Source organism: Bradyrhizobium sp. CCGUVB14 (assembly GCF_024199935.1).
GTDB lineage: Bacteria > Pseudomonadota > Alphaproteobacteria > Rhizobiales > Xanthobacteraceae > Bradyrhizobium.
The window spans coordinates 6,902,890-6,918,742 of the sequence record NZ_JANADS010000001.1 but is presented as its reverse complement, the minus strand read 5'-3'; the positions used below and the strand labels follow the sequence as shown (position 1 = coordinate 6,918,742).

Below are 15,853 nucleotides of genomic sequence, written 5' to 3'. Positions count from 1 at the left end.
GCCCTCGGCTGCCTCTTATTTTGGTGTTACCAAATTGGTCATGAACCAGCACGCCAAGATCGAGATCCGCCACTCCACCTGTCCGCACGATTGCCCGTCGGCCTGTGCGCTCGATATCGAGGTGGTCGAGGGCCGCAGCATCGGCCGCGTTCGCGGTTCGAAAAAGCAGACCTATACGACTGGCGTGGTCTGCGCCAAGGTCGCTCGCTACGCCGAGCGCATCCATCATCCGGAGCGGGTGACGTTTCCGATGCGCCGGATCGGGCCAAAGGGCTCCGGCCAGTTTGCGCGGATTTCGTGGGACGAGGCGCTCGACGAGATCGCCGATCGCTTCAATCAGGCCGAGCGCGAGTTCGGCGCGGAGTCGATCTGGCCCTACTATTACGCCGGCACGATGGGGCTGGTGATGCGCGACGGCCTCAACCGTCTAACGCATGTGAAAAAATACTCGCGCTTCTACCAGACCATCTGCGCCAATGTCGGGCGCATCGGCTTCGCCATCGGCACCGGCAAGATCGCGGGCGTCGATCCGCGCGAGATGGCGCTCTCCGACCTCGTCGTGATCTGGGGCACCAACCCCGTCAACACGCAGGTCAACGTGATGACGCATGCCGCGCGCGCGCGGAAGGAGCGTGGCGCGAAGATCGCAGCCGTCGACATCTACGACAACGAGACCATGAAACAGGCGGATATCAAGATCCTGCTGCGGCCTGGCACCGACGGCGCGTTTGCCTGTGGCGTGATGCATGTTCTTTTCCGCGACGGCTATGCCGACCGCGCTTACATGGACAAATACACGGACTGCCCCGCCGAGCTCGAGGCGCATCTGCAGACGCGCACGCCGGAATGGGCATCTGCGATCTGCGGCGTGCCGGTGGCGGAGATCGAGGCCTTCGCCAAGGCTGTCGGCGAGACCAAGCGAACCTTCTTCCGGCTCGGCTACGGTTTTACGCGGTCGCGCAACGGCGCGACACAGATGCATGCGGCGAACTGCATTCCTGCGGTGACCGGGGCCTGGCAGTACGAGGGCGGCGGCGCCTTCTTCAACAATTATGCGCTGTGGCACTTCAACGAATCCGTCATCGAGGGCCATGGTGCGATCGACAAGACGGTCCGTGCGCTCGACCAGTCGCAGATCGGCCGCATCCTCACCGGCGATACCGAGGCCCTGCTGGGCAAGGGTCCGGTCAAGGCAATGCTGATCCAGAACACCAACCCCATGACGGTCGCACCGGAGCAGGCGCTGGTGCGACAGGGCTTTGCGCGCGAGGATCTGTTCGTCGCGGTGCACGAGCAGTTCATGACCGAGACGGCGCTGATGGCCGACATCGTGCTGCCCGCGACCATGTTCATGGAGCATGACGATCTCTATTACGGTGGCGGCCACCAGCACATCTCGGTCGGCCCCAAGCTGATCGACCCACCCGATGAATGCCGCTCCAACCACCAGGTGTTGCAGGCACTGGCGCCGCGGCTCGGCGCCAAGCATCCGGGCTTCGAGATGACGCCGCGCGAATTGATCGATGCGACGCTGAAGCTCAGCGACCACGGCGACATCGCCGGCCTCGAGGCCGACATCTGGCGCGACCTGCAGCCGGACTTCCGTACCTCGCATTATCTCGACGGCTTCGCGCATCCCGACAAGAAATTCCACTTCAAGGCCGATTGGGCGCATCCGCCGTTCGGCCAGACCATGGGCGATTTCGACAAGATGCCTTCTCTGCCGGACCATTGGGCGGTGATCGAGCACACCGATCGGGCCCATCCGTTCCGGCTTGCGACCAGCCCGTCGCGCAGCTTCCTCAACACCACCTTCAACGAGACCCCGTCCTCGCAGGCGCGCGAGGGGAAGGCGAGCGTGATGATCCATCCGCTGGATGCGGCTGCACTCGATATCGCCGACGGCGACGCCGTGACGCTCGGCAACACCCGCGGCGAGACCACGTTGATTGCGGCGCTGTTCGAGGGTGTGCGGCGGGGCGTGCTGATCGCGGAATCCGTGCATCCCAACAAGAATCACATCGGCGGCCGCGGCATCAACATGCTGACCGGTGCTGATACGATCGCCCCGATCGGCGGCGCTGCGTTCCACGACAACAAGGTCTGGATCAGGAAAGCGGCCGCGGCCTGAGCCGCGCTCGTGCCCTGATCGCGCGCAAATTTGCGTCGAGGCGCTAAAGCCGCAGCGCGTGATAAATTGCCCTTGCACCGCGCGCCCGAGCTGCCGCAAATGGCTGCAAACCGGAAGCAAGGAAGCTGCGTCATGACCGACACCACAGGCGTCATCACCGAGAAGCGCGGGCAGGCGTTCTGGATCACCATCAACCGGCCGGAGAAGCGCAACGCGCTGAACGGCGACGTGATCGCGGGCATCACCCGCGGCTATCGCGATGCGCATGACGACAAGGACGTTCGCGTCATCGTGCTGACCGGCGCGGGCGACAAGGCGTTTTGCGCCGGCGCCGATCTGCAGAACTCCGGTGCGGCCTTCGCGATGGATCATTCCAGGCCGAACGTCGATTATGCCGATCTGCTGCGCCTGTCGCAGAACGCAACCAAGCCTGCGATCACCCGCGTCGGCGGCGTCTGCATGGCCGGCGGCATGGGCCTGCTTTGCATGACCGACATGGCAGTCGCGGCCGATCATGTCATCTTCGGCCTGCCGGAGGTGAAGGTCGGCGTGTTCCCGATGCAGGTGCTGAGCCTGTTGCAGGAGATCGCACCGCGACGCCTCGTCAACGAATGGGCGCTCACCGGCGAGCCGTTCGATGCGAAGGCCGCGCAAGCCGCGGGCCTGCTCAACTACGTCGTGCCGACAGCCGAGCTCGACGCCAAGGTCGACTGGCTGATCGGTCGTATCGTCGACAAATCCCCGACCGCGATCCGCCGCGGCAAATACGCCATGCGCGCCATCGCCTCGATGTCGTTCGACGAGAGCATTGCCTACACCGAAAGCCAGATCGCACTGCTGGCGATGACCGAGGACGCCAAGGAGGGCCTGAAGGCGTTCGGCGAGAAACGGAAGCCGGTCTGGACGGGAAAATAACCAGCTTGGATTGGCAACCTTAGCTTTGAGTCTTGGCGACTTCAACAGACCACAATGCTATTGCTCAGACCGAGAGAAGATTCCAATAAGTGCCGCTTTTGCTCGCTCCTCGTGGCGCTTCTTGGAACCGGCGATCAGCTGTTTGCGCGTACGTTTAGCATAAGTTGGCAGTTGGCGTGCCGATCGATGACGTCCAGCTGCGCGCAACTCGGCATCAGTAAGATCACTGTCCGCGCCTTCAGTAAATCCACCGTGACGAAATGATGTGAAAGAGAGTTCAGTCCGAAGCCCGGCTGCTGCGGCGATTCGTTTTACGATACGACGCAAATAGCGCAGGTCTTTGCGTTCCGTGATCCAAGGGAGCTGTGCAGGCGATCTGCGGTGGTCATGATCGCGACGAAAGACCAACCCTGAGACCAGAATTTCCCTGATGGCGTCGAGTTCCGCCATCAGTTCGGGGAAGAGAGGCTCGCCCGTTTCGTCAAATAGTGGCCACCAGGCCTCCTCGCCATTCTTTGGATGCACAATCTTCACACTGTTCGGTCGCTCCTTTGGCCGGTAGTGCGAGATTTCGAAAGCTCCAAAGACATGCTCTTCGCGTTGCAACCACTCCCATGTCAACAACGCTGCAGTACTCACTGAGAAATAGCCGAGTTCCTTCGCTGCCGCTCTGAACGCGACGAGTTCGTCCCAAGTCGCCGTAGGCGTCTGGCGGACAGGCTGCCCAGGCGCACGGGTTTTTAGTCCCATCCTCGAAAATGGATTGATCGTCGGCACTTTCGTTTCTTGAGCACGCTGCCCAACGAACCAGGCGCGCCTGCAAGAGGCCATGGCTGCATTTGCAAAGCGCCGACGCTCGCGCTTGACGGAGTTCCCACACGCGTCCTTTTGTTCTACGATGAGCAGCTTTGCGTAGATTGCGTCGACGAAGCCTCTCGTAAAATCAGAGAGTTGCTTCGAGCCAGCGCGGCTACCGTCCTTCAGCGGGTGGTTAGCAAAAAGTGCGAGGCCTTGCTTATAAAGACGCTGTGTCTTTTGGTCGATTTCTCTCCATTTCTGATGAGCCTGAAAAATGCTGACTAGCCAATCGAAAGTGCCGGGCACGGGAGAAGGCGGAATCATATCGGTCAAGCCTCGCGAACGCCAACTGTCGAAGGCGGGAAGAAGGAGATTCTCAACTCGGTCAACGGCAGCGAGGTACTGTTCCCCTAACGCTTCGGCCGTAACACTACAACCCTGCTTGCGGGCCCAGGTTGGCGGTTCAAAGAAGTAAGCCCATCGATCGCTTTTCAATGGCTTTCGTCGGCAGTAGCGCGGTAGCTTTGATCCGGTGTGGGATAGCGTCATACGAGAGAAGCCAGGTCTTCCGATCTATCTGGATCGATTTTTCGCACCGGCGCCGCGAAGTTATCGATGGCGGCCTTCGACCAAACTGGCTGTCGCGCGCGCCCGGTTCCGCGATAGCCAACTGGAGGTGGGGCCTCGCCGCGACCCACGGCTCGTGCGAGTTCAGCTGTATCGCGATAGTCGAGGTAGGCGGCAGCCATGTCAGCGCGCATGAGCGTAGGCCATGTGCCGATGGGCGGGTAACGGGCAGGAATTGCAGGACGAAGGGCCATGAACGCAAGTCAACGGTCTAATAGTCCGGCTGTGCCGTCAGATCCTCAAGTCTTTCGAGAGGGCTCCCGGCACGTGACAGGACTCGGGAGAGCTCGATCTTGATGTTTCAGCTTGCACTCAAACGCGCCAAAGAAAAAGATGAGCAGAAATCTGATGTGGCAATCGGCTGGCATGGCGTGCAAATGGGACGGACGACATAGCGTAGCTGCAACGATCACGGTCGCCCGCGTAACGTGAGTCTGGCACGCATGCGTTCAACAAAGTTTCGGTCGCTAGGCGGGCTACAGATTATTGGATTGCGAAGTTCGGTCTGCCGGTAGGAGCTCATTTGCCCAAATTCCTAGCGATGCCGATTGACTAGATTGAGAAGGCGTCGGCTCGCAGGGGTTAGAAGTTGCAGTTTGAGGTGCGACGGATGCCGACCGTTCGCGCCCAAGCGCCTATCCTTGGCTACTGGAGGAGAGTCAGCTGGTTTTGCTGGAATATCAGTGGTCAATCCGACAAGCCGGTTGTTCAACTTGCGTTAGAGGTCGCGGCAGGTCTTCTCCTTGTCGGAATGATTTGAAAAGTTCGGCGGCGGTAGTTGCGAGGTGCGCGGCTCGAACTTTTAGGTCTTCGCGAGTTGATTGAGATGTGGTTGAGAGGGTGAAATCGTTGTCGTCGAGATGATTTTGATCTGCGTCATCGCGCGTGCGGCTTCGCCGCACCGGGCTCTCGTGAACCGAGCCGCTTTGCGTCTCGGCCGTCCGGCTTCGATCCCTCGCGCAACAACTATCGGAGCTCCTCGCCGGGGGCACTCGGGAAAGGGGCTCGCCTTCGGCGATCGCTATCACTGCCCCGTTCCCGGGTGCCGCTGTTAACCGGTCTCGTCGCTGCACTCGGACCCGCGTGCCCCTTCGGGTCGCTATGCTCACGCTCTCCGGGTGCCATTTGAGGTCGCGCGATGCGCGTTCGCGCACGCCTGATCGGAGCCTGCGGCCCTAGGCACCTCAAGGTCAAGTCCAAGAAGAATGAGACGGAAGGCGGGCCGCCTCGCAGAGGTCGCGCCCTCAATCATGCGTGCCGCGTGGGCCAAACCGAGCCTGTGAGTCACGCGCCATCGTTTCCTCGCGTAGCAGGCTGAGAGTGAGAGTGCTGCCCGGGGTTTTGCCGTGACGGGTTACAGGCTGCGAGAGAGGCTTGCAGCGCCCGTCGCGGAGATCCGCGATGTCCAGACATTCTCCTCGAGCGCGCACCGGTGAGGACCGGGCAAGCCTTTATGACGAAATCACCAGCAAGATCATCGGTGAACTTGAGGCCGGTCGAGTGCCGTGGGTGCAGCCTTGGGGCACCGCGGCGGCGAATCCGACTTTGGCCATGCCGAAAAGCGCCGCGACCGGCCGTCAATACAGCGGCCTCAAGGCGCGCGTCTGATTGGCACCTATGATAGCCAGGTCGCCTTTGGGCAGTCGCGTGTTCTGATGGTCTGGACGCGCCTGATCATGCCAAATGGCCACTCGATCGTCCTTGAGCGGCAACCGGGCGCAGATGTTGGCGGGTATTCGGGCCTTGAGGACGAAGTCGACAATCACTGGAAAGAGCTGTTGGGCGCTGCCGCACTGTCCACATTACTCGGCGTGGGCGCGGAACTCGGATCTGGCGCTGATGGCGGAAATAACACCGACATTATTCAGGCGCTGAGGCTCAGTGCGGCGAATTCGCTGAACCAGACTGGCCAGCAGATCGTTCGACGCAACCTCAACATTCAGCCAACGCTGACGATCAGGCCAGGCTTCCCGGTACGGGTGCTTGTGAATCGGGATCTAGTGCTGGCGCCGTATGGGGGATAGAGGGCATGGCGAAGCTCAAGATTCCAGCCCTTCCAGATGACAAGCCTGTCAAGATCACCGTTGACCTGCCGGCCGCTGTGCATCGCGATCTCGTCGCCTACGCGCATGCCCTCGCAAATGAATCTGGCCAGCCCATCGGCGATCCAGGTAGGCTTATTGCGCCCATGCTGGCGCGCTTCATGGCCACGGATCGGGGATTTGCCAAGCTCAAGCGCGCAGATCAATCGCCTGAGGCTGGCAAGGGGTAGCGTTCACCAAGAAGCTTCAGAAATTGATTCAGCACCGGATTCTCGCTGTCCCTCCGCCAATGTGCCGAGAAGTCTATTCGGCTCGCGCCTGTTCCGTCACGTAACTCTCGATAAACAACGCCAGCGAAGCTAGCGCCCAGGTCGGACTCCATGCTCAGACTGATTCCAAGTCCTATGCTGATCAGACTTTTAATGATGCCTTGGTTCGCGTCGTGCCGGTCGATCCTGGGCCGATCATCCGAAGTCAGGAGTTTGGAAAAGATCAGCTTCTCGAGATCTCGGCCAGGGTCGTGATGGCTCAAAAGAAGAGTTTCATCACGCAGATCGGTCCAGTAGATCACATCGCGGGCCGCCAAAGGATGATGCTCGGGCAGGGACAGAAGAATCCGCTCGCTCCATAGCTTGACGCTTTTGTTGCCTGATGATCGCGCCTCGCCGGTGATAACCAATACATCGAGTGTCCCACTCCTAAGCTCGTTCATTAGATGGGTCCGCTGCCCCTGAACGGCTGTGAGTTCGACCTGCGGGAACCGTTTCCTGAATTCGAGTAACGTCGCCCGCAAATTTCCTGCTGATATCGACGTGCAGAGGCCGATTGAGATATGGCCGGCCTCCCCCCGACCGTTGGCCGAGCCGGTCGCGATAAGCGTTTCGACCTGATCGAGGATTGTTCGGGCAATTCGCAGGACGCTCCTTCCGGCGAGCGTCGCTTTCACCCCCGCAGTTGAACGCTCGAATAGCGACGCCCCAATATGGCGTTCCAGCTGGCTGATGGATCGGCTCAGCGCAGAATGTCTCACACAAAGTAGGTCGGCCGCACGTCGAAGGCTTCCGCTGTCGGCGGCAGTGACCGCGAATCTAAGGTGTTGCAGATCGACAGCTGCTGCACGTGCGATATCGGGCTTTCGTTCGCTTTTGCCATGATTGGACATACTGGGTGCCTCGCGTGCACGTCCGCGTAGGACGCTCGATTGCAGCCGCTTTAGCTTAGAGATATACTTAGGTGACTAATTATTTCTGAAGAGAGGCGACGTGACGAGGCTGGATTTGGCGTTAGCGCCCGGAGACTACGATCGGACACCCGATCGTCGATGGCGATATTCTGAACGAGGGCGTGGAACCGATATTCGCGGTGCTTTCTCGGGAGAAGATACTGTCCGCGCGCTCTGCGACGGTGCGCGTGACATTTGTGAAGTATCGCTGTCGAATCGCACGTGTATTCGTGCACAAACTGCTGCCGACGCTTTGTCATGAGGTTCTTTCGTGGCCTGCTGATTGGTCTTCCAATTGGTCTTGCGCTTTGGGCATTGATCCTGCTGGTCCTCTACTTGCGTCTGAGATGAGAGGCCTGTCGATCTCGGCCAGTTCCGATGACCGGAAGAATCAACGATGCGCGAGGCCTGAAGAGCATTTGACAAAGCTGGCCTTGTCACTTAATACTTAGGTACCAAAGGATTTGGATTTGCGGAATGCGCGTGGTGCGTAAGGTCGGGCGTCCGGCAGGAGAGTGCGATTGGAGGGATGCGATGAAGGTCGAAACTGTAGATGTACCCATCGACCACTACATCGACGGCAAGCGGGTTGCTGGATCGGCCGGCTTCGAGGTGCGGACGCCGATCGACAATTCGGTCCTTGGAACATGCGCTGCGGCCAATAAGGATTTGGTCGATCGCGCGGTGGGGGCGGCCGGGGTCGCGTTTCATCCCTGGGCTCAAGCGGGCGCAGTAGCGCGAGGTGCCGTGCTACGCCGCTTTGCGCAGCGAATCCGTGCAAACAAAGCCGCGCTATCAATCGTTGAATCCGTCGACAACGGTGGATTGCGTCATGCCATTGCTGCCCACATCGTCGAGCGCAGCGCGCAGAATATTGAGTACTTCGCAGCTCGGGCTGAGCACATCGGTGGGGAAGCTGTGTCGGGTAGCACGAATACCGACGTAGTTTCCTATGAGCCGGCAGGCGTTGCAGCCCTGATCACGCCCTGGAACGGGCCGTTGATGCTGAGCACCTGGAAGCTCGGCCCCGCGCTTGCGGCCGGCAACACAGTCGTGCTGAAGCCGCCGGAGCTTGCACCATTGTCGTGCAGTCTGCTGGCGAGCCTGGCAGAGGAAGCGGGAGTGCCGCCGGGCGTATTCAATGTGGTGCACGGCGATGGTTCCGTGACCGGCCAGGCGCTTGCCGACCATCCGGGTATTTCGCGCATCAGCTTCACTGGATCTCCGCAGACGGGACGCAAAGTCGCCACCGCTGCCGCCGCCAATCTGGTGCCGGTTAGCCTCGAACTGGGCGGCAAGTCGCCCTTTGTCGTATTTGCTTCCGCGGATCTCGACGCTGCGGCGGCGACGGCTGCCAGGCAATATTTCAACGCCGGGCAGGTTTGCCTGGCCGCAACGCGGATTCTGGCGGAGCGTTCGATTGCCGGGCCGCTGCTTGAGAAGATTTGCGAGAAGGTCGGCGCGATGCGCGTCGGTGACCCCCGCGACGAGAGGACGTCGATCGGCCCACTCATCTCCGCGCGACAGTTTGAGCGCGTGACGGGGTTCGTCGATCGCGCGCGGGCGCAGGGCGCCGAGGTCCTGTTCGGCGGTCGACAGCATTCCGCTGGCGAGCTCTATTTCGAACCGACATTGATCGCGCCGGTGAGTCAGGAATCTGAAATCGTGCAGAACGAGGTGTTCGGCCCCGTGCTGACCTGGCAGACCTTCGACGAGGAAGCAGAGGCGATCGCTCTCGCCAACGACACGACCTATGGGCTTGCGGCGGTGATTTTCACTGGCGATGCGGCGCAGGCGGAGCGGGCTGGAAGAGCGATCGTCGCAGGAACGGTGTGGGTCAACTCCTTCTTCGTCCGAAACCTGGCGGCGCCGTTTGGCGGCTTCCGGAAGTCAGGCGTCGGTGTCGAAGGTGGCAATCATAGCTTCGACTTCTACTGCAACGTCAAGAATCTCTCAATCGACTACGTTTCGTTTCAACGAGGGGCGTCGAGTACGCTGACGCGGCTGCAGTAACGATTAGAAAAGATGGCTCGGGGTCGGGGGTTGGGAAATGCGCGAGGGTGAAATGGGAAAAATTGTTGCCGCTGCTTTGGTTTCGCATGTGCCGCCATTGGCCTTGCCCACGAACTTGCGAATATCGCCTGACGGAGAGGATACGGATCTTGTGGAGGGGTTCGAGCGTATCAGGATGAGGCTTGACGAAGTGAAGCCGGATGTCTTCGTGATCGTCGATAGTCACTGGTTCACCACCAGTGAGCACGTGGTGGCGGGCGCCGCTCGCCATCACGGCATTCTGACCGCGGAAGAACTGCCGCACCTCATCAATGGGGTCGCGTACGACTACCCAGGCGCCGCCGAGCTAGGTGCTGCCTGCGCGAGGGCTGGTGCGAGGAGGGGTAATTTTCACTCGATCGGCAATCGGCCGCAAATCGTGAACGTGACCGACGAGCATCTGCCGCACCATTATTCCACGATCAATGTCGTTGCGCATCTTCGACGTGATGATGAAAAAGTTCTGACAGTGAGCGTGTGCCAGACCGCAAAACCACAGAATTTCATGGAGTTCGGCGCGACCATTCGCGAAGCGATCGATCAGGTCGACTGCCGGGTTGCGATCCTTGGCTCCGGCGCAATGAGCCATCGTTTCCATTCATTCGACGAGATTGTCTCGCCGATCAGCCTGTCGTACCAGGCACAGGGGATCTCGTCGACGGACGCTTATGAGTACGACATGCGAGTGCTGGAGCTGTGGAAAGACGGGCGTCACGCCGACGTGCTCGAACGCTACCACGACTACATGAGATTCTTCCCGGAAGCCTGGTTCGGCCACTATCTGATCATGCTTGGCGCGTTGGGCGGCGCGGACTTCAAGGGCGCTGGCCGTCCGATGTCCCGGTACGAAAATCATGTCGGTACCGGCAACATTCACGTCTGGTTCGATGTTGCGGGGGTCCAATGATTTCGGTTCTCGACGGTCCGCGCAGCGAGGTGCGCAGGGTGCTCTATGGTGGTTTCGCGCAATGGGTGTACCCGGAAGGTGACGAACTGGTATTCCCCGACGGACGGCGGATTAGGGAAGTGGAGGCAAATTATCTTCCACCCTGTGATCCGGGCAAGATCATCTGTGTGCACGTCAATTCAAGATCGCGATTTGCAGAATTCAAGGATGTGGCGACAAATCCGAGCTACTTCCAGAAGCCGACGACCACGTTGAACAGCCATCGCGGGACAATCTATCGCCCCGCCGATTGCCAATATATCAACTATGAAGGCGAGATCGCGATTCAATTCGGCAAGGTGGTCAAGGGGCTTGAGCCGAGCGAGATCTGGGATGTGATCGACGGCTTCGCGCCCGCCAACGATATTGGCTTGCAGGACTTCCGCGATATCGACCGCGGATCGATGTTACGGGTCAAGGGGCAGGATGGATTTTGTCCGATCGGCCCGGGCATGGTGTCGGGCGTCGATATCCGCAAACAGGTGCTGCGCACCTACATCAACGGCAAGTTGGTACAGGAAGGCGCGGTGGACGAGTTCGTGTTTTCCATGGGATTCATGGTGGCCGACCTCAGCCGCTACATGACGTTCGTGCCTGGCGATATCTTGCTCACCGGCACGCCCGCCAACTCTCGGCCGATGAATATCGGCGATCTCGTGGAGGTGGAAGTGTCCGAAGTCGGGCGACTGACCAATACGGTGGCCGAAATCCCCGCGGCGCGGCACAGGATCGGTCATCAGCCGACCGATACCGAAGCTGTGCGGATGATCGCGCTTGGTGGCGACTTCGTTCCGTCTGATGCAGCTGGAAGTGTAGGTTGGCGATGAAGAAGCCTGCCCATCTCCGATCACTTCGCTTGCGCTGGGCGCGCTCGGGTCGTCCGCTTTTGGGAGCCTGGTGCATGCTTCCGGACAGGTTTGCGGCCGAAGCCGTGGCCTCGCTTGACTTTGACTTCTTGTGCGTCGACGCCCAACATGGACTGATTGACTATCGTGACGTGGCGCAGACGCTTCAGGCACTCGAACTCGGCGAGGCCGCACCCGTCGTCCGCGTGCCGTGGAATGATCCGGGCATCATCGGCAAAGTGCTCGATGCCGGTGCGATGAGTGTGATCGTGCCAATGGTGAATTCCGCGGATGACGCTCGCGCGGTCGTGGCTGCAGCGCGCTATGCGCCAGGCGGCAGCCGCAGCTTCGGTCCCGTCGGTATCGGTTGGCGGGATGGGCCGAGCTACCTGGGGCGGACGAACGACGAGGTTGCGATCATCGTCATGATCGAAACCGTTGCAGCGCTTCGCAACGTCGATCAAATCGCCGCCGTTCCCGGCATCGATGCGCTGTTTCTCGGTCCGTTCGATTTGTCGCTGAGTCTCGGCCTGGAGCCGGGCGACAATGACGGAGCTGCGCTGTTCGACGATGCTATCGACACTGTGCTGCACAGTTGTCGGACGCACAATCTGAAGGCCGGCATCCTTTCTAGTCGCATGGTGGCGCCACGCCGCGTGACGCAAGGTTTCGACATGATCTCCGTCACTATGGACGTTCAAGCCTTGAGCCGGGCTATGGCGGATGATCTCGACACTGTGAAATCGCAGCTTGGAGCGGCTGTCACATCAAGGAATTAGGTACCATGCTCAACGAGCGAACGCGCCAATCGATCTCCGAGGAGATCGCCAACGTCTATGATACGCGGCAGCAGATCCTGCCACTCACCAAGACGTATCCTGTCATCGACATTGAGGATGCTTACGCGATCCAGCAATGCTTCGTCGACAAGATGCTCGACGCTGGTGCCAGATTGACCGGGTACAAGGTCGGGTTGACGTCGAAAGCGATGCAACAATTGTCTGGAACGACAGAGCCGGACTTCAGCGCGATGCTGGACTACATGCATATCGCGGAGGCCTCGGAAGTCCGTGCCTCCGATTACTTCGATCCTATGGTCGAGATCGAGATCGCTTTCGTGATGAAGGAAGCTCTCGAGGGGCCGAACGTGACCGCGGTCGACGTCATTCGTGCCACCGACTTTGTCCTGCCGGCGATTGAGCTGGTCGATTTTCGCATCAATCGCAGCCAGGGGCTGAGTTTTATCGATACGGTTGCAGACCTTGCGGCTGTCGGCGGTGTTATTGTCGGCAGCAATCCGCGCCGGCTGGACCAGATCGATGCTCGCGATATCAGTGGGGAGCTCGTTCGCAACGGCGAGGTTATCGAGAAGGGCATATCGTCAGCCGTGCTGGGAAGTCCGGTTTCGTCAGTCGCTTGGCTTGCCAACAAACTCAGCGTGTTTGGTGTCAGTTTTGAACCGGGTCAGCTCATCTTGTCAGGCTCGTTCGTGCGCGCGGCGCCCGTCAAGTCAGGCGACCAAATCGTGGCGCGGTTCAGCAGTGGTCTGGGCGACGTCGCAGTCGATTTCGTGTAGCGCACGTTCCGCGCGGTGGAGCAAGGCGTCTTCGGGCGCCTGAACAAGTCTGGCCAAGGGATATGGCCTGTGCCTGCATGCGCATGCGCGGGCCTCCAATGGAGACTCATGGCGGCCGACAAAATCTCAAAATGAGCTTCGGGGATCGGCGCTAGTCGTTACCGCGCCAATCATTACGCCCGACGAAGAGGGAGGCAGACATGGCGAAGAAAAGCTCGGTTGATGGGATCGCCACGCTTGGCGTCTTGTCCTGGCTGATGCTGTGCAGCCTCGGAACTTTGCAGCTGCAACCACTGATCGGGGGCGCCCTGGTTGATCATCTCGGTATTTCATTGCCAAAAGTCGGAATTTTGTTTGGCATCGAACTCGTAGCTACCGCTATCGGCTGTTGCGTTGCCGCGCTTTCAATGAGCCGATTGGACCGGCGGGTTCTCTGCCTCGCCGCCGTTCTGCTCCTCTTTGCCGCAAGCATTGCGTGTGCTTGGATCACAGCGTTCATCTGGCTGGTCGTTGCCCGCTTCGCCGCCGGCGTGGCCGGAGGCGCGATTCAAGCCGTGGTGTATGCAACTGCGGCACTTCGTACCAACAAGAGCCGTGCGTTTGCCGCGATCAACATCGTGCTGCTTTTGGGAGGCGGTCTCGCTATCGGACTTACCTCCAGCATGATCGCAGTCGGTGGGGTCGCAACGATCTTCGAGTTGTTTGCGGTGATGGCGGTGCTGGCGTTGCCGCTGCTTCGGGCTATTCCACGCGGTCCGGCGGACATCGGCGATCTGCCGCTGGCTGCGACCGCCACCAATCCCGCCGGGCTTGGCAAGCATGCTGTCCTTCTGCTGCTGTTATTTGCGCTGTTATTCGGCGGTCATACAATGCTGTGGATCTATCAGGAGCGAATCGGCAACGATCTTGGTTTGTCACATAATGAAATCGGTGCAATTCTAGGCGGCGGTACTTTGCTTGGCATATTGGGGGCTGCGATGGCGGGCCTCGTTGGCAGTCGGCTTAAGCAATCGACGGCGCAACTGATTGCCTTCACGGGGGCGATCATTGCCGCTCTCCTGATCGTCTATGGCGAGAGCGGGCTGGTGTTTGCCTGCGGCGTTGCGTTGTTGATGGCGGTTCGGTTCTTTGGCCTGAACTATATGTTCGCACTGAGCACGGATCTTGATCCGTCGGGTCGGCTGGCCGGACTGGCCAATACCGCAATTTTTGTCGGCGCCGGCGTTGGTCCTTTCGCCGGAGCGGTTGTCGTCGGTCATGGCAATTTCCGGGCGGTTGGGTTGTTGTCTGCGGCGGTCTACGGCTTGTGCGTCGCCATCGCTTGGCACGTCACCACCGGAGCACGTGCGCTCTTGGTTGCGCCAGCGGAATAGTTCCGGCTGGAGAGGAACGCGCGTCATGGGATAACAATGCAGCTTATTGTGCTGGGGGTAGGAACAAGACCAGCCATCAGTTGGACGCCTTTGAGGCGTCCTTCTTGCGCGGTGTGTCGTGGTTGCGCGCGGCCCGCTTTCTAGTTCTCGGGAGTGCGGTCTCCGGCTTCCGGACGCTGGTCAGCGCCAGCGCTTTGGCTGATTGTTGGCCGGCCACAAGTGCATCTACGTCATCCGCCAGCGTCTGGCGGATGGTCTGCAGCAGTTGCCTCAACTTGGCCTCGTCGGCTGGAGGAATCTGCCGGGTCATCAGCTCTCCATTGGTCTCCGCGACCCTCATAAGCTTTATTTTGAGCCGTTTGGCGGTATCGGTAAGATAAACCCGGATCTTGCGTTTATCGACCTCGTCCCGTTCACGCCGGACCAGACCCTCGTGCTCCATGGACCGAAGCATCTCCAGAACGGAAGGCTCCATCAATCCAAGACGACTGCTGAGCTCGCGCTGTGTAATGCCGTCTCCTTGCCAGAGCGAGTGCAGGAACTGCCAGTGTGCGCCCCGCACGCCGTGTTGGCCGATCCGGATATGCAATGACCGTTTTACGAAACGGGCGGTATCAACAATCAAATAGCCAATGCTCTTGTCGAAGTCGTCGGAGCTTGAGACGCCCTCCGAGGTGGTGGGTGATAGCTTCTTGCTCATGTGTCTTCCTATACCTGGTCTAACTCCTATATTCCAGATTCTTAAGGGACCTAAGTGCCATTGCAGGTCTTTCACCAGGCGCTGATGCAAATCCCGATCGCATTCCTTTCCCGAGACGGACCTGGTTCTTCGCCGGGCGATTCCAAATCGCAATTCCCCGAAAGGGTGAATCCAGATGAGAACGGGACGATTAGAGTGCTGCGCCGTCACGGTATCCAAGGGATCCTAGCGAAATGATCTGGCCGCTCGCGGGCGGGTAGAGGACTGCTTCGCCACTGGATAGATACCCGGGTGGTGGCTGGCTCTGCAGCAACCCGATTGCGATCCTAGTACGCCGCACACGACGTCGCCGTCGACAGTCAGACTCGGCCCGCTGCGGCCACCGGCCGCGACGCTGGCTCTCCTCACAATGGCAGCAGTCTATTAAGACCCAAGATTCAAACGCATCCTTGTCTCGACTAGCAGGCCGATACTCAGGAAATTTCATACGGCAGAACGTTTCGCCGATTGCGGTGGACCGTCAGCCTGCTTTTCAATGGAGGTACTGCGCGCTGCGAACAATCCGAACGTCCAGGGACTCGTACCCCCGACATCCCGCGGTGAAGCAATCTCTCGATCTAAAAAAT

At 59.8% G+C, this 15,853-nt stretch carries 13 protein-coding genes and 2 pseudogenes; 11 read left to right on the top strand and 4 right to left on the bottom strand.

The features are described from left to right. Nucleotides 1–40: 40 nt before the first annotated feature. Both NLM32_RS32460 and NLM32_RS32455 read left to right on the top strand, forming a co-directional pair. The gene (locus NLM32_RS32460) at nt 41–2,131 is read left to right on the top strand and encodes a molybdopterin oxidoreductase family protein (protein ID WP_254132793.1); all 2,091 of its coding nucleotides are present in this window, start codon (nt 41–43) and stop codon (nt 2,129–2,131) included. 132 nt (nt 2,132–2,263) lie between these two features. Continuing rightward, complete coding sequence (locus NLM32_RS32455) at nt 2,264–3,046, top strand: enoyl-CoA hydratase/isomerase family protein (protein ID WP_254132792.1); 783 nt, start codon at nt 2,264–2,266, stop codon at nt 3,044–3,046. A 57-nt stretch (nt 3,047–3,103) separates the two neighbouring features. On the opposite strand, the gene NLM32_RS32450 is transcribed toward NLM32_RS32455, so the two are convergent. Then, on the bottom strand, nt 3,104–4,339 hold the full coding sequence (locus NLM32_RS32450; protein WP_254132791.1) for a hypothetical protein: 1,236 nt from the start codon (nt 4,337–4,339) through the stop codon (nt 3,104–3,106). A 1,533-nt stretch (nt 4,340–5,872) separates the two neighbouring features. On the opposite strand from NLM32_RS32450, the pseudogene NLM32_RS32445 reads away from it, so the two are divergent. The 3 genes and pseudogenes from NLM32_RS32445 to NLM32_RS32435 form a co-directional block, all read left to right on the top strand. Continuing rightward, nucleotides 5,873–6,076 (top strand): annotated as a pseudogene (locus NLM32_RS32445) (ArdC-like ssDNA-binding domain-containing protein); the annotation flags it as partial. Beyond that, nucleotides 6,061–6,495, top strand: a pseudogene (locus NLM32_RS32440) (TrbI/VirB10 family protein); the annotation flags it as partial. The pseudogenes NLM32_RS32445 and NLM32_RS32440, both read left to right, overlap by 16 nt. Nucleotides 6,496–6,500: 5 nt before the next feature. Continuing rightward, entirely contained in the window at nt 6,501–6,743 is a 243-nt protein-coding gene (locus NLM32_RS32435) for a DUF2274 domain-containing protein (protein ID WP_254132790.1), read from the top strand. Here the strand turns inward: NLM32_RS32435 and NLM32_RS32430 are convergent. Next, complete coding sequence (locus tag NLM32_RS32430) at nt 6,716–7,675, bottom strand: LysR family transcriptional regulator (protein WP_254132789.1); 960 nt, start codon at nt 7,673–7,675, stop codon at nt 6,716–6,718. The genes NLM32_RS32435 and NLM32_RS32430 overlap by 28 nt on opposite strands. 594 nt (nt 7,676–8,269) lie before the next feature. On the opposite strand from NLM32_RS32430, the gene NLM32_RS32425 reads away from it, so the two are divergent. From NLM32_RS32425 to NLM32_RS32400, 6 genes are all read left to right on the top strand, one after another. After that, on the top strand, nt 8,270–9,748 hold the full coding sequence (locus tag NLM32_RS32425; protein WP_254132788.1) for an aldehyde dehydrogenase family protein: 1,479 nt from the start codon (nt 8,270–8,272) through the stop codon (nt 9,746–9,748). A gap of 37 nt (nt 9,749–9,785) precedes the next feature. Continuing rightward, on the top strand, nt 9,786–10,694 hold the full coding sequence (locus NLM32_RS32420; protein ID WP_254132787.1) for a hypothetical protein: 909 nt from the start codon (nt 9,786–9,788) through the stop codon (nt 10,692–10,694). Then, nucleotides 10,691–11,560: a fumarylacetoacetate hydrolase family protein gene (locus tag NLM32_RS32415; protein WP_254132786.1), complete on the top strand. Its 870-nt coding sequence runs from the start codon at nt 10,691–10,693 to the stop codon at nt 11,558–11,560. Before NLM32_RS32420 ends, NLM32_RS32415 begins: the two co-directional genes overlap by 4 nt. After that, nucleotides 11,557–12,357, top strand: coding sequence for an HpcH/HpaI aldolase/citrate lyase family protein (locus NLM32_RS32410; protein ID WP_254135474.1), 801 nt, complete (start codon nt 11,557–11,559; stop codon nt 12,355–12,357). Before NLM32_RS32415 ends, NLM32_RS32410 begins: the two co-directional genes overlap by 4 nt. Before the next feature lie 5 nt (nt 12,358–12,362). Further along, nucleotides 12,363–13,154: a 2-keto-4-pentenoate hydratase gene (locus NLM32_RS32405; RefSeq protein WP_254132785.1), complete on the top strand. Its 792-nt coding sequence runs from the start codon at nt 12,363–12,365 to the stop codon at nt 13,152–13,154. 200 nt (nt 13,155–13,354) lie between these two features. Continuing rightward, nucleotides 13,355–14,527: an MFS transporter gene (locus NLM32_RS32400; RefSeq protein ID WP_254132784.1), complete on the top strand. Its 1,173-nt coding sequence runs from the start codon at nt 13,355–13,357 to the stop codon at nt 14,525–14,527. Between the two features lie 76 nt (nt 14,528–14,603). On the opposite strand, the gene NLM32_RS32395 is transcribed toward NLM32_RS32400, so the two are convergent. Together NLM32_RS32395 and NLM32_RS32390 are read right to left on the bottom strand one after the other, a co-directional pair. Beyond that, a complete protein-coding gene (locus NLM32_RS32395) occupies nt 14,604–15,227 on the bottom strand; it encodes a MarR family winged helix-turn-helix transcriptional regulator (protein ID WP_254132783.1) in 624 nt (207 codons plus the stop codon). A 473-nt stretch (nt 15,228–15,700) separates the two neighbouring features. Further along, complete coding sequence (locus NLM32_RS32390) at nt 15,701–15,820, bottom strand: short-chain fatty acyl-CoA regulator family protein (protein WP_254135473.1); 120 nt, start codon at nt 15,818–15,820, stop codon at nt 15,701–15,703. Between the last annotated feature and the right edge of the window lie 33 nt (nt 15,821–15,853).

Bases quoted from the DNA above. Each gene is read 5' to 3' on its own strand.
- NLM32_RS32460 (WP_254132793.1), top strand. From the start codon at position 41: ATGAACCAGCACGCCAAGATCGAGATCCGCCACTCCACCTGTCCGCAC.
- NLM32_RS32455 (WP_254132792.1), top strand. From the start codon at position 2,264: ATGACCGACACCACAGGCGTCATCACCGAGAAGCGCGGGCAGGCGTTC.
- NLM32_RS32435 (WP_254132790.1), top strand. From the start codon at position 6,501: ATGGCGAAGCTCAAGATTCCAGCCCTTCCAGATGACAAGCCTGTCAAG.
- NLM32_RS32430 (WP_254132789.1), bottom strand. From the start codon at position 7,675: ATGTCCAATCATGGCAAAAGCGAACGAAAGCCCGATATCGCACGTGCA.
- NLM32_RS32425 (WP_254132788.1), top strand. From the start codon at position 8,270: ATGAAGGTCGAAACTGTAGATGTACCCATCGACCACTACATCGACGGC.
- NLM32_RS32420 (WP_254132787.1), top strand. From the start codon at position 9,786: ATGCGCGAGGGTGAAATGGGAAAAATTGTTGCCGCTGCTTTGGTTTCG.
- NLM32_RS32415 (WP_254132786.1), top strand. From the start codon at position 10,691: ATGATTTCGGTTCTCGACGGTCCGCGCAGCGAGGTGCGCAGGGTGCTC.
- NLM32_RS32410 (WP_254135474.1), top strand. From the start codon at position 11,557: ATGAAGAAGCCTGCCCATCTCCGATCACTTCGCTTGCGCTGGGCGCGC.
- NLM32_RS32405 (WP_254132785.1), top strand. From the start codon at position 12,363: ATGCTCAACGAGCGAACGCGCCAATCGATCTCCGAGGAGATCGCCAAC.
- NLM32_RS32400 (WP_254132784.1), top strand. From the start codon at position 13,355: ATGGCGAAGAAAAGCTCGGTTGATGGGATCGCCACGCTTGGCGTCTTG.
- NLM32_RS32395 (WP_254132783.1), bottom strand. From the start codon at position 15,227: ATGAGCAAGAAGCTATCACCCACCACCTCGGAGGGCGTCTCAAGCTCC.
- NLM32_RS32390 (WP_254135473.1), bottom strand. From the start codon at position 15,820: ATGTCGGGGGTACGAGTCCCTGGACGTTCGGATTGTTCGCAGCGCGCA.